We start from the raw sequence: 13365 nt of genomic DNA, 5'->3' as shown, positions 1-13365 counted from the left end.
TTAGCAGTTTTCCAGCATTTGTGAAATCGTCATGCCCACCTGCTGGACAGCACGTTCAGTTTTGGCCGTCAGCGTCTGGGCATAGTTGATGCGCAGGCAGTTGCGGTATTTGCCAGAGGCAGAGAATATCGAACCGATGGCAATTTGCACGAAATGTTCTTCCAGCAACCGGTTCAGGCGCTGCGTATCCACACGTTCATCGAGTTCGATCCACAGCAAAAATCCGCCCTGAGGACGGCTGACCCGCGAGCCGCAGGGGAAATATTTCATCACCCAGTCGGTCATGGTGCACAGATTTCGCTGATACTGATTACGCATCCGCCGCATATGTTGCAGGTAATGCCCCTGTTTGATGAAGTCCGCGATAGCGATTTGCGGCAGGGTGGCGGATGCGCCGGTGGTGATGTATTTCATGTGCAGGGCGCGGTCATGATAGCGACCCGGTGCAATCCAGCCGACGCGCAGACCGGGCGCCAGCGTTTTGGAAAACGAGCTGCACAGCAGCACGCGGCCATCTTCATCAAACGAGGTAATGGTGGCGGGGCGCGGATACTGATAGGCCAGTTCGCCATACACATCGTCTTCGATAATCGCGATATCGTAGCGTTGCGCCAGACGCAGCAGGCTTTTCTTGCGGTCATCCGGCATGTTGTAACCGAGCGGATTATTGCAGTTGGGCGTCAGCTGTATGGCTTTGACCGGCCACTGCTCCAGCGCCATTTCCAGCGCTTCCAGACTGATGCCGGTCACCGGGTCGGTGGGGATTTCCAGCGCCTTCATGCCGAAGCCTTTCAGGGTCTGCATCGCGCCGTGAAAACTGGGGGAATCCACCGCCACAATATCGCCATGCTCGCAGACCGAACGGATGGCGATAGACAGCGCCTCATGGCAACCGGTGGTGATCAGAATATTGCTGGCATCCATATGGCTGCCGCTGTCGATCATCAGGCGGGCAATCTGTTCGCGCAGATCTTCTGAACCGTAAATGCTGTCGTAATGAAACGCGCTGAGGTTTTGATGCTGCCCGGCACGCCCCATCAGGCGGCTGAGCGGCCTGAGCGTGGCAGCAGTCACGTCCGGCGAGCCGCGTCCCAGCTGAATGACGCCGGGACGATGCGGGGAAGTGATCAGTTCCAGCACCTGATCCCACTGGGAAATATCCACCGGACGCTGCGTCGGGCGGCAAACCGCCGGAAGGGCCGCCTGAATACGGGAATCTTTCACGAAGTAACCCGATTTCGGCCGGGCTTCCACCAGCTGTTTTTCTTCCAGTACGCGGTACGCCTGCTGAACAGTGCTGACGCTGACGCCGTGTTCACTGCTTAACACCCGCACTGAAGGCAGACGGATCCCCGCCGGATACAGCCCCTGTTCAATACGATCACTCAGGACATTTGCCAGATTTTCGTAACGATTCATTATCTTTTCCTCAACGCCTGTGCAAAGAAAGCAGTACAGATGGACACAATCTAACGCTGAATCTGTCATCAGATCCAGATCTGTATGGTTGAAATACAAAAAAACTGAATCTGTAATGTTTTTGCCCGTTGTTAGATCCTGATGTCAGGTCGTCAACGGGAGCAGAATATGAAAAATATCATTGAAGAACGGCAGTTTGCCGGATGTGAGACACGGGTTTGTGCAGAAATCGCAGTGCATGAGCGGGCAGTACAGATGCCGCAGAAAAAGGTCGGATGGTTGAAACAGTTGTTTGCCGCAGTACATGGCTGGAATGAGCGGCGCGTGAGTCGCAAGATTTTGCATGCGCTGAGTGCAGATCAACTGAAGGATATCGGGCTGGCGAAATCGGATATCGACAGGGAGTATCCGCGCAGCGTGTGGCCGAACTGGCCGAAGTAATTATGCTCCCTCCCCTGCGAAGGGGAGGGCTGGGGTGGGGTATTAAGGTCAAAAAAATAAGCTGAAGTTTTCTCCAACCCTTAATTTTGTCTGTAAAACCCCCTCCCAACCTCCCCCTTCGCAGGGGGAGGAGCAGTCATGAGTTTTATTTAACCTGCATACCTGGCTGTGCGCCGGAATCCGGGCTGAGCAGGAAGATGTCTTTTCCGCCCGGGCCTGCTGCCATTACCATCCCTTCAGAAATACCGAAGCGCATTTTACGCGGGGCGAGGTTGGCGACCATGATGGTCAGACGGCCTTCCAGTGCTTTCGGATCAGGATAGGCTGAGCGGATACCGGAGAAAATCTGACGGGTTTCGCCACCCAGATCCAGTTGCAGACGCAGCAGTTTGTCCGAACCTTCCACGAAATCAGCGCTCTTGATCAGCGCGATACGCATATCCACTTTGGCGAAATCATCAAAAGTGATGGTTTTCTGAATCGGATCATCTGCCAGCGGACCGGTTGCCGGTGCGTTGGCGGCAGCGATATCTTCTTTCGAGGCATCAACCATCGCGGTCACTTTATCCATTTCAATACGGTTAAACAGCGCCTTGAACGGATTCACCTGATGCGAGAGCAGCGGTTGCGCAATCGCGTCCCAGTCCAGCGTGCAGTTGAGGAACGCCTCAGTGCGCTCTGACAGGGAAGGCAGAACCGGTTTCAGATAGGTCATCAGTACGCGGAACAGGTTGATGCCCATTGAACAAATCGCTTGCAGGTCGGCGTCGCGGCCTTCCTGTTTTGCGACCACCCACGGGGCCTGCTCATCGACATAACGGTTAGCCAGATCAGCCAGCGCCATGATTTCACGGATTGCACGGCCTGATTCACGGCTGTCGTACGCCTGAGCGATGCTTTCAGCGGCATCGGTGAAGGTTTTGTACAGCGCTTCGTCAGCCAGTTTGTCAGCCAGTTTGCCGTCAAAACGTTTGGCGATGAAACCGGCGTTACGTGACGCCAGGTTAACCACTTTATTCACGATGTCTGCGTTAACGCGCTGCACGAAATCTTCCAGATTCAGGTCGATATCGTCGATACGTGAAGACAGTTTCGCCGTGTAGTAATAACGCAGGCAGTCCGCATCCAGGTGATTCAGATAGGTGCTGGCCTTGATGAAGGTGCCGCGTGATTTTGACATTTTCGCGCCGTTAACCGTGACATAACCGTGCACGAACAGGTTGGTTGGCTTGCGGAAACCGCTGCCTTCCAGCATCGCCGGCCAGAACAGGCTGTGGAAATAAACGATATCTTTACCGATAAAGTGATACAGCTCGGTGGTGGAATCTTTTTTCCAGAACTCGTCGAAGTTCAGGTCACTGCGGCGGTCGCACAGGTTTTTGAATGACCCCATGTAGCCGATCGGCGCATCCAGCCAGACGTAGAAGTATTTGCCCGGCGCATCCGGAATTTCAAAACCGAAATACGGCGCATCGCGGGAGATATCCCACTGTTGCAGACCGGATTCAAACCATTCCTGCATTTTATTCGCCACCTGCTCCTGCAACGCGCCGGAACGTGTCCACGCCTGCAACATGGCGCTGAATTCTGGCAGATCGAAGAAGTAGTGCTCGGAATCACGCAGTACCGGCGTCGCGCCGGAAACCACTGATTTCGGTTCGATCAGTTCGGTCGGGCTGTAGGTCGCGCCACACACTTCACAGTTATCGCCATATTGATCAGGCGATTTACATTTCGGGCAGGTGCCTTTGACGAAACGATCCGGCAGGAACATGCCTTTTTCCGGATCGTACAACTGGGAAATGGTGCGGTTCTTGATGAAGCCGTTTTCTTTCAGACGACCGTAAATCAGCTCGGACAGCTCACGGTTTTCGTCGCTGTGCGTGGAGTGATAATTGTCGTAGCTGATGCCGAAGCCGGCGAAATCTTTCTGATGCTCCTGGCTCATTTCGGCAATCATCTCTTCCGGCTTGATCCCGAGTTGCTGCGCTTTCAGCATGATCGGCGTGCCGTGTGCATCGTCCGCACAGATGAAATGCACTTCATTGCCGCGCATTCGCTGGTAACGAACCCAGACGTCAGCCTGGATGTGCTCGAGCATGTGACCGAGATGGATGGATCCGTTGGCGTACGGAAGTGCACAGGTTACCAAAATTTTTTTCGCGACTTGAGCCATAGTAAGAGCTTGCTTTCTGTAGTTGAAATCAGGGGTATTGATGTTAACCGAAACCGCCGCCCCGCGTAAACAAACGGGGGGATCTCCTTACGCGTGTTCTGTTATGCTTAAAGGCAGATACATAGTCTGATAACACCTTTCAAGGAGCCGGGATGACATCTCAATCCCCACAGCAGACCACCCCCGCAGGGCTGCGCGCACTCGTGACCGGCGTACTGGCCACCTTCCGCCATTCCACACTGCAAAAAGACCTGTCCGCGATGAAAGCGTTGCATCAGTGCGTGCTGATGGACGACGTATTGCACATCGATCTGACGTTGCCGTTCGTGTGGAACAGCGGATTTGACGCATTAAAAGAAGAAACCAGCAATGAACTGTTGCAGGTTACCGGTGCTTCGGCGATTCAGTGGAACCTGCGTCACGATGTCGCCACGATGAAGCGGGCCAACGATCAGCCCGGCATCAAAGGTGTCCGTAATATTCTGGCGGTCAGTTCAGGCAAAGGTGGCGTGGGTAAATCCACCACCGCGGTGAATCTGGCGCTGGCGCTGGCGGCAGAGGGCGGCAAAGTCGGTATTCTGGATGCCGATATCTATGGCCCGTCAGTGCCTAATATGCTGGGTACCGAAGACGAACGTCCGACCTCGCCGGACGGGGTGCATATGTCCCCGATTATGGCGCACGGACTGGCTACCAACTCGATTGGTTATCTGGTCACTGATGAAAACGCCATGGTGTGGCGCGGGCCGATGGCCAGCAAAGCCCTGATGCAGATGCTTTCCGACACGCTGTGGCCGGATCTTGATTATCTGGTGATCGACCTGCCACCGGGTACCGGTGATATTCAGCTGACGCTTTCGCAAAACATTCCGGTGACCGGTGCCGTTGTTGTGACCACACCGCAGGACATCGCATTGCTGGATGCAATGAAAGGCATTGTGATGTTTGAGAAAGTGCATGTGCCGGTTCTGGGCATTGTCGAGAACATGAGCATGCATGTGTGCAGCAACTGCGGGCATCATGAGCCGATTTTTGGCACCGGCGGTGCGCAACGTCTGGCGGAGAAATACCGCTGCGAATTACTGGCGCAATTGCCGCTGCATATTTCACTGCGTGAAGATCTGGATCGCGGTGAACCGACGGTGGTGTCGAATCCGGAAAGTGAATTCACCACGATTTACCGCGAACTGGCGGCAAAAGTGGCGTCACAATTGTTCTGGAAAGGCGACGCCATCCCGACAGAAATTGCATTCCGGGCCGTTTAATCTCCCAACTCCGCGATTTATTGCCTGATGTCAGCGATTACACAGCCTTAACGCTGGCATCGGGCAGTGTCTTGTACTTATAATTGGCGCGTTCAAAGCACATGCCTTGTGCTTGCCTTCCAACTTCCAAATCAGGTCTTTAATTTTATGTCTGACAAATTCCATCAGTGTGTCATCGTGGGTATCGCTGGCGCATCTGCTTCGGGAAAAAGCCTTATCGCCAGTACGTTATACCGTGAACTTCGTGATCAGGTGGGTGATGAGCATATCGGGGTGATCCCGGAAGATTGCTACTATAAAGACCAAAGTCACATGACCATGGAAGAGCGGGTCAAAACCAACTACGACCATCCAAGTGCGATGGATCATAATTTACTGTTCCAGCATTTGCAGGCCATGAAGTCGGGTCAGGCGATTGAATTGCCGAGCTACAGCTTCATTGAGCACACGCGTCTGCCTGAGACAGTGACGTTAAAACCGAAGAAAGTGATTATTCTGGAAGGGATCCTGCTCCTGACCGACGCGCGCTTGCGTGATGAAATGAATTTCTCCATCTTCGTTGATACCCCGCTGGATATCTGTCTGATGCGCCGCATGAAGCGTGACGTTAACGAACGTGGTCGTTCGATGGACTCCGTAATGGCGCAGTATCAGAAAACGGTACGTCCAATGTTCCTGCAATTTATCGAGCCTTCAAAACAATACGCAGACATCATTGTGCCGCGCGGCGGCAAAAACCGGATTGCGATTGATATCCTCAAGGCGAAAATCAGCCAGTTCTTCAATTAATCGCGGAACAATCCGTAAAAACCATACCGGAGAAACGATGAGACTTTGCGACCGAGATATAGAAGCCTGGCTCGACAGCGGCAAATTAGGCATTTCACCCCGTCCGCCGGTTGAACGAATTAACGGCGCAACGGTAGATGTGCGTCTGGGTAACGGATTTCGCGTTTTTCTGGGGCATAACGCGGGTTATATCGACCTGAGTGGCCCGAAAGATGAAGTCAGCGCCGCGCTCGATAAAGTGATGAGCGATGAGATTGTCTTGCCGGAAGGCGAAGCTTTCTTCCTGCATCCGGGCGAACTGGCGCTGGCGGTCACCTATGAGTCTGTCACCCTTCCTGACGATCTGGTCGGCTGGCTGGACGGACGTTCATCCCTGGCACGTCTCGGGCTGATGGTGCACGTAACGGCACACCGTATTGATCCGGGCTGGCAGGGGCGTATTGTCCTGGAGTTCTATAATTCAGGTAAGCTTCCGCTGGCGTTGCGCCCGGGAATGTTGATTGGTGCACTGAGTTTTGAACCGTTATCCGGTTCAGCGGCGCGCCCGTACAACAGCCGTCAGGACGCGAAATACCGCGACCAGCAAAGCGCAATTGCCAGTCGTATTGATAAAGACTGATTCTGTTTTTTATCCGTTCATTGGGATAAAAACGTGAGGAAGGCATGAGAAGACTACTGACAACACTGGTGATTTTACTGGTGGTTATCATTGCCGGCATGACTTCGCTGGTGTTCCTGATCAACCCCAATGATTTTCGCCAGTACATGGTGGAACGCGTTGAGGTCAAAAGTGGCTATCATTTAGCCATTAACGGATCCCTGCGCTGGCATGTCTGGCCGCAGCTCAGCATCATTGCGGGACAAACCTCCCTGACCGCACCGGGTGCTAAAGAACCGGTTGTCAGTGCTGAAAACATGCGGCTGGATGTCAAACTCTGGCCTCTTCTGTCTCATCAGCTTGCGGTGAAAGAAGTTCTGTTCAAAAACGCGGTGATCCGTTTAACGCCCGATACTGAAGAGAATCAGCCGGATGCGCCGGTCGCGCCTTCCACACCGACGCCGATTGCCCCTGTGGCCACCGGCATCGACGCCGGATGGAAATTTGATATCGATAAGATCACGGTCGCCGACAGTCTGCTTATCTGGCAGCGCGGCGATGATGAGCAAATCAATGTGCGTGATATCAATCTGGAAATGGAAAAAGACGACAGCCGTCAGGCGACGATCCAGCTTTCCACCCGCATCAACCGTAATCAACGAGATCTTGCCTTTACGATGAAGGCGGATCTGGATATGCAACATTATCCACAGGCTGTCTCTGCCAATATCAGTCAGTTCAGCTATCAGCTCAGCGGTGCCGATATTCCGGTCAAAGGCATTCAGGGCAAGGGCGCTATGCAGGCCCGTTATGAGCGTGATAATGATTCCCTGACCCTGGAACAGCTGGCATTGACGGCGAATGACAATCAGATTTCAGGCACCGCGTCTGCCAGGCTGGGCGGCGATATTGCGGATTATCAGCTGAATTTAAATGCCGATAAACTCGACCTTGATGCACTTTCCGGCTGGCAGCCGCTGGCTGCGGAACAACCGGCAGATCAGACCGCTCAGTCGATGACATCAGCCCCTGTTATTGCGCGCGATGTGGACGAGCAGCCTAACGGCCTCAGCAGCCTGCAAGCTTTCAATGCGCGTCTGGCGTTGAAAGTCGCGGATCTGACCTATCGCGGAATGAAAATTCACGATCTGGCGCTGAACGCAGATAACCGGCAAGGCAAGGTTTCTCTCGCGACGTTCAGCGGGACAATGGGCAACGGACATTTCTCCCTGCCGGGTGATATGGATGCCTCCGGGAAAAATATCCAGGTTCATATGACCCCGGACGTCGATAAAATTGAGCTGGGTAATCTGCTGACCGCGTATGGATTACCGCAGGCGCTGACCGGCAGCTTCTCCATGAAAGGTGAGGTGAACGGCGAAGGATTGTCAGCAGCCGATTTTGCCCGTCGCTGGAAGGGCAACGGCCAGTTATCGATGGATAATGCACGCCTGAATGGCCTGAATATCCAGCAACTTATCCAGCAGGCGGTCTCCCGCAACAGCGATAAGGTTCAGGGGCTTGAACGTTATGAGCATTACAGCCAGATCGATACCCTGAAAGCCGAAGGGGAACTCGCCGGCGGCAAGCTGACGCTGAGTAATCTGGAAGGCCAGTCGCCGATGGTGTCGGCAAAAGGCGATGGCACGATTGATCTGGCCGCGCAGAAAGTGGATATGAACCTGCTGATCCGCGTGACCGGCGGCTGGAAAGGCGACAGTAACCTGATCAATACGTTGAAAACCACCGACATCCCGCTGCGTGTTTACGGACCGTGGGCGCAAATGGGTTATCAGTTGCAGGTCGATCAGGTGCTGCGCAAAACACTTGAGCAAAGTGCCCGCAGCGCTATTCAGAACTGGATCGACAAGCGGAAAGACAGCAAAGAAAACGATGATGTGCAGAAATATCTGAATAAGTAATTGCTGTTAAACCAAAAAGATAAAACGGGGTGCCCGCAAAGGCATCCCGTTTTTTTATCGGTGAATCGTAACATCTCAGACTTCGTAATCGTCTTCTGATTCGGTTTTAGGCGGGGTGATTTTCACTTTCAATATGCGGTGACTGCTCACTTCCAGCGGTTCAAACAGATAATGGTTAATCTCTATCTGTGCGCCAACCTGCGGGATGCTTTGGGTATATTCCATCAACAGACCGGCAAGGGTATGGTATTCCCGCTTTTCATCCACCGGCAGCGCGATATACATCACCAGATCTTCAAGAGGCATATAGCCGTTGGCAATCCAGCTGCCGTCGTCCTGTTGCTGGATATCGTGACGGGCGTCCGGCGTTTCATCCGATTCCGGCAGATTTCCGGCAATGGTTTCCATCACATCGGTCAGGGTAACAATCCCTTCGACAGAACCAAACTCATCCACCACAAAGGCAAAATGGGTTTTCGCCAGCCGGAATTGTTCGAGGGCCATCAGCAGCGAAAGTTGCTCAGGGAAAATCAGCGGCTGACGGATCAGTGCCTTCAAATCTAATTCATTCTGCAGAAGCTGTTGTCTCAGCAGATCGACAACATGCACCACGCCCAAAGGTTCGTCGGTCGAACTGTCCTCCGTCACCACCAGCCGGGTGTGCTGATTTTCGGCAATCTGGCGGGTCAGCACTTCGAGCGGATCATTAAGCTCCAGATTGTCGACGTCATGACGGGAAGTCATCACGCTGCTGACGGTCCGTTGTCCCAGCCCCAGTACGCGCTCAATCATATGGCGCTCTTGATGGTTAAAAATTGCGTCTTCTTCGTTAGCGCTGTCTGCGATCAGGTTGGAAGAATGGGCATCCAGCTCAGCTTCTTCATGTTTACCGCGCAATACACGCAATACCGTCTCTGCCGTACGCTCACGCAAAGACCGGCGCGAGGATAAAAAACGTTTACGGTTAAACTGCGCCAGCTGGTTCAATCCCTCGATGATGACAGAGAAGCCGATAGCCGCGTACAGATAGCCTTTGGGGATGGCGTAGCCAAAACCTTCAGCGACCAGACTAAAGCCGATCATCAGCAGGAAGCTGAGACATAAAATGACTATGGTGGGATGTGCGTTCACAAAGCGGGTCAGCGGTTTACTCGCCAGCAGCATGAGCCCGATGGCAATACAGACGGCAGCCATCATGACGGCAAGATGCTCCACCATGCCGACAGCGGTGATCACGGAATCGAGTGAAAATACGGCATCCAGCACCACGATTTGCGCTACAACCGGCCAGAATTTAGCACCACTTTGCTGGTGACTCTGCTCCTCATCCTTTCCTTCAAGCCGCTCGTTCAGCTCCATCGTGGCTTTGAAGAGCAGGAATATCCCTCCCGCGAGCATGATCATATCTCGCGCACTAAACGGATGACCGAGAAGGCTGAGAAGAGGGCGGGTCAGAGTTGATAACCAGGAAATGGACGCCAGCAACAACAAACGCATCACCAGTGCCAGCAGAAGCCCGGTAACCCGTGCTTTATCACGCTGCTGGCGTGGGAGTTTTTCCGCCAGAATGGCGATAAAAATGAGATTGTCTATCCCAAGAACAATTTCGAGAACGACCAGGGTGGCCAGCCCGGCCCAAATCGACGGATCGGCGATCCATTCCATATTGCGTTTTTCACCTTAGGTTACACGGCGGTCGCCGCACGTTGAATAATGGGCGGGAGAGGGTGAAATTTCAAATTTAAATCAGCGTGGTAGTTAAAACATGTTGTGACGGTATCAGGGCCAACACAAGAAAGGAGCACTAAAATTTATGCCCTATAATAATGCGGTTAAAAATGGCGTCATGTCGGTGAGAGAGCTACAATATGGTAAGAGTTTAAGGGCTAAGCCGCTAATTTTATTCGACTTTGCACATAAAATAATCAGATTTTGTAAGGTTATATGATTCACAGTCCGAAAAAGCTCAATATTTGACAAAAAATAAAGCTTTTCAAGTATCAGTCTGAAAATCGTGATTTTAAGAGTTTTGCTGTTCAAAAATTTTCTTGTTAGCTTAAAATTTGCTGTTTCCGGACATCCTGACGGGAATGTTCCGTTAGACATTTAGCAGGTAACATAAGGCACATTGGTAGCTACAAGCCAAGGGCGGTAGCGTGCCAATTTCAAGATTTTTGTATGAAAAACACTCTTAGTAGTGAGCAACCTGGCTTAAATGCTTTAAACGAGATGTTGTTGACCTTAAGGATTTATGTCTGACGTAGGGAAACATGAGCTCATTTAGGGACATAAAAAATCCTAAGTGCGCTGAGTAATAAAATTTTTAAGAGATGTTTCACAACCTAATAAGAGATAAATATGGCCAAAAAGAACGAGTCCACTGTCTTTACCAGTAACACTGACGATGAGCTAAAAGTAAGTTATCTGTTTGAGTTACTTTGGGGAAAAAAGTGGTTAATCTTTTCCTCTGTAGTATTTGCAACAGTTCTCGGTGCCATCATTTCATTATATTTTAGTCCGCAATATCAAGCGGACGCATTGGTCCAGTTAAATAGTAATCCTGATGATATGACATTATCAGCGACGAGCTCTGACGAAGAAATTCAATGGTTAAAATCACGCGCGGTAATTGATAAGACAATTAAGGATTTATCATTAACAGTTCTTACTAAAGAATCTTCACTGCCAATTATCGGTGAGTTAGAAAACCAGTTTTCAAATCGTAATGAAAAAAATCTAAAAATTGAAAGCTTGAGCGTTCCGGAAGAAGTCTTAGATCAAAAGATGAAAGTTAACTTCATCGATGCTGAAAATTTCACATTATCTTTCGATGGTAAAGAAGTTTTAAAAGGCAAAGTTGGAGAGGAAGCATCATCAAATGGCTTTGCTATTAAAGTCGCTTCAACGGATGCATTGGCTGGCACCAGCTTTGACGTTGTTAAAAGAAATTTCAGAAGTGTTATTAATGAAATTCAAACCGGGCTAACGGCAATTGAAACGGCTAAAAGCAGCGGGCTGATTTCAGTCACTCTTGTTGGTGAGACGCCTGAAAGTACTGAGTTAACCCTAAAGACACTTTTAGACAATTATGTGGCGAATAGAACAGAACGCAGAAAGTCTGAGGCGGAAGAGAATTTGCTCTATCTGAAAGTCAGAATTGGTCAGTTGCGCGATAATTTAGACGATGCTGAGGCATCAATAAATAAAATGGGGGGGGCTAACATCGTAAATTCTGGATTGCCAGCTCTTGCGAATCCAGGTAATGGAAAAAATAAAGTTGCAACTGAAGGGAACCAAAAGACAAATGAATTAGGTGTCGAAAATGATGACCTGAACTCAGTTAATGATAATAATTCTGCACAGGAAATTATCAGGTTAAGCAGAAATATCATGACAGGGCAGGAGATCTACATCAGCCTGCTTGATAAGCAGCAACAGATTAATACCATTCTTACTAATAATTTGGTTGATGTTAAGGTCGTAGACCAGCCAATGTTGGATAACCTTCCGCTGCCATCAAAACGCAAGTTAATAGTGATTGCTGCTGCGTTCATCGGACTGTTACTTTCAACGTTGCCGATTATAATTAAGGCAACCTTTAGCAAAAAATTAAAGTCATCCGATGAATTAGAAGCCAAAGGCATCAAAGTCGTTGCCTCTGTTCCCAGAGCAGATAATGGTTATGGCAGTAAGTATTTCAGTCTGGGTAATTTAATACTATCCGGAACCAGTCCGTCCCTTGAAGCATTAAGAAGTCTGCGGACAACATTACAGTTTTCCATGAAAAACCAAGCTAATCGAGCTTTAATGGTTTCCAGTGCCACGGATGATTCCGGCAAAACATGTTTAACTGTCAACCTGGCAAGGCTATTTGCTCTAGCAGATTCTAAGGTGATACTGATTGACGCTGATCTGAAAACTGGTCATGTAGGTCAATATATTTCGCTTAGCCAAACGACGGGGTTGGCGGAATATTTATCACGCGAAATTTCAGTAGAGAGCCTTATCAACAAGGATGAGACCTCAAGTCTTGATATCATCTCCTCTGGCAGTTTTTCCGATAACTCTTCGGAGTTGCTTTCCAGAAGTAAATTCAAAGAATTAATAGACTGGTGTAATGAAAAATATGACTACATCATCATTAACACACCTGCAATTTTACATTATACAGATGCTTCGATTGTCGGTGAGCATGTAGGTTATTCACTTTTATTCGCTAGAAGTAATTATAACTCTATTAAGGAAGTTTCCAAATCTCTCGAATATTTTGAATTAAATGGCATTAATATTGATGGCGTTGTCTTAAACGATTTGCAATGTAGTTAATAATTGTTATTGATTTAATCTGAAAGTAAATACGTCACCCTCTTAATGTGGGTGGCGTATTTAGAATAGGAATAGCTAATACCTCACGAAAGTAAATGAACACTAATGTAAATCACTTCCTTCATATCTACATTGAAAAACGATGGACTATTAAATGATATTCCTGGCATTGCTCATTGCTGTACCATTGGCTGTGATATTCTTCATGCTGCCACTTCATTGGCGATTATTTTTCACATTAGTGCTGTCTGTGCCACAATTATATATATTTCAAATTTTAGGCGCTGACATACCTAATGCTCTATTATGTGCACTTACCCTGATTCCAGCTACTGCTGGTATTATTATAAAATTAAAAAACAAAAAAATTCTGTTTACTCTTGCTCTTATATGCGTAATTCAGGCTATAAGTCTCGCATGGTCTATTAA

The 13365-nt window shown here is 49.8% G+C and carries 9 protein-coding genes and 1 pseudogene; 7 read left to right on the top strand and 3 right to left on the bottom strand.

Translation table 11 applies throughout. The annotated features are described in order from the left end of the window. Nucleotides 1–1419 (bottom strand): aminotransferase-like domain-containing protein, encoded by a 1419-nt coding sequence (locus EYY67_RS06485; RefSeq protein ID WP_095922362.1) that lies wholly within the window; start codon nucleotides 1417–1419, stop codon nucleotides 1–3. A 168-nt stretch (nucleotides 1420–1587) separates the two neighbouring features. Here EYY67_RS06485 and EYY67_RS06480 point away from each other — a divergent pair, with 168 nt between their 5' ends. Continuing rightward, entirely contained in the window at nucleotides 1588–1860 is a 273-nt protein-coding gene (locus EYY67_RS06480; RefSeq protein WP_131693121.1) for a DUF1127 domain-containing protein, read from the top strand. A 145-nt stretch (nucleotides 1861–2005) separates the two neighbouring features. Here the strand turns inward: EYY67_RS06480 and metG are convergent, their stop codons facing one another. After that, on the bottom strand, nucleotides 2006–4078 hold the full coding sequence (gene metG / locus EYY67_RS06475) for a methionine--tRNA ligase (RefSeq protein WP_278248207.1): 2073 nt from the start codon (nucleotides 4076–4078) through the stop codon (nucleotides 2006–2008). Between the two features lie 110 nt (nucleotides 4079–4188). On the opposite strand from metG, the gene apbC reads away from it, so the two are divergent. The 4 genes from apbC to asmA all read left to right on the top strand — a co-directional run bounded on the left by apbC (nucleotide 4189) and on the right by asmA (nucleotide 8610). Continuing rightward, nucleotides 4189–5301 carry an iron-sulfur cluster carrier protein ApbC gene (gene apbC, locus EYY67_RS06470; RefSeq protein ID WP_131693119.1) on the top strand — a complete coding sequence of 371 codons (1113 nt, stop codon included), beginning with the start codon at nucleotides 4189–4191 and terminating at the stop codon, nucleotides 5299–5301. A gap of 147 nt (nucleotides 5302–5448) precedes the next feature. Next, the gene (udk, locus tag EYY67_RS06465; protein WP_013575064.1) at nucleotides 5449–6090 is read left to right on the top strand and encodes a uridine kinase; all 642 of its coding nucleotides are present in this window, start codon (nucleotides 5449–5451) and stop codon (nucleotides 6088–6090) included. Between the two features lie 37 nt (nucleotides 6091–6127). After that, nucleotides 6128–6709 carry a dCTP deaminase gene (dcd, locus tag EYY67_RS06460; protein WP_095922358.1) on the top strand — a complete coding sequence of 194 codons (582 nt, stop codon included), beginning with the start codon at nucleotides 6128–6130 and terminating at the stop codon, nucleotides 6707–6709. A 44-nt stretch (nucleotides 6710–6753) separates the two neighbouring features. Then, nucleotides 6754–8610, top strand: coding sequence for an outer membrane assembly protein AsmA (gene asmA / locus EYY67_RS06455; RefSeq protein WP_131693118.1), 1857 nt, complete (start codon nucleotides 6754–6756; stop codon nucleotides 8608–8610). A gap of 75 nt (nucleotides 8611–8685) precedes the next feature. On the opposite strand, the gene EYY67_RS06450 is transcribed toward asmA, so the two are convergent. Continuing rightward, on the bottom strand, nucleotides 8686–10275 hold the full coding sequence (locus EYY67_RS06450; RefSeq protein WP_095922356.1) for a TerC family protein: 1590 nt from the start codon (nucleotides 10273–10275) through the stop codon (nucleotides 8686–8688). A 693-nt stretch (nucleotides 10276–10968) separates the two neighbouring features. Here EYY67_RS06450 and EYY67_RS06445 point away from each other — a divergent pair. Together EYY67_RS06445 and EYY67_RS24570 are read left to right on the top strand one after the other, a co-directional pair. Next, nucleotides 10969–12936 (top strand): polysaccharide biosynthesis tyrosine autokinase, encoded by a 1968-nt coding sequence (locus tag EYY67_RS06445; protein ID WP_131693117.1) that lies wholly within the window; start codon nucleotides 10969–10971, stop codon nucleotides 12934–12936. A 154-nt stretch (nucleotides 12937–13090) separates the two neighbouring features. Then, nucleotides 13091–13365: pseudogene (locus EYY67_RS24570) on the top strand (O-antigen ligase family protein); the annotation flags it as partial.

It is taken from the genome of Rahnella victoriana (assembly GCF_004330295.1).
Taxonomy (GTDB): domain Bacteria; phylum Pseudomonadota; class Gammaproteobacteria; order Enterobacterales; family Enterobacteriaceae; genus Rahnella; species Rahnella victoriana.
The sequence above is the reverse complement of the archived record's forward strand: the minus strand, read 5'-3'. Positions and strand labels throughout refer to the sequence as shown.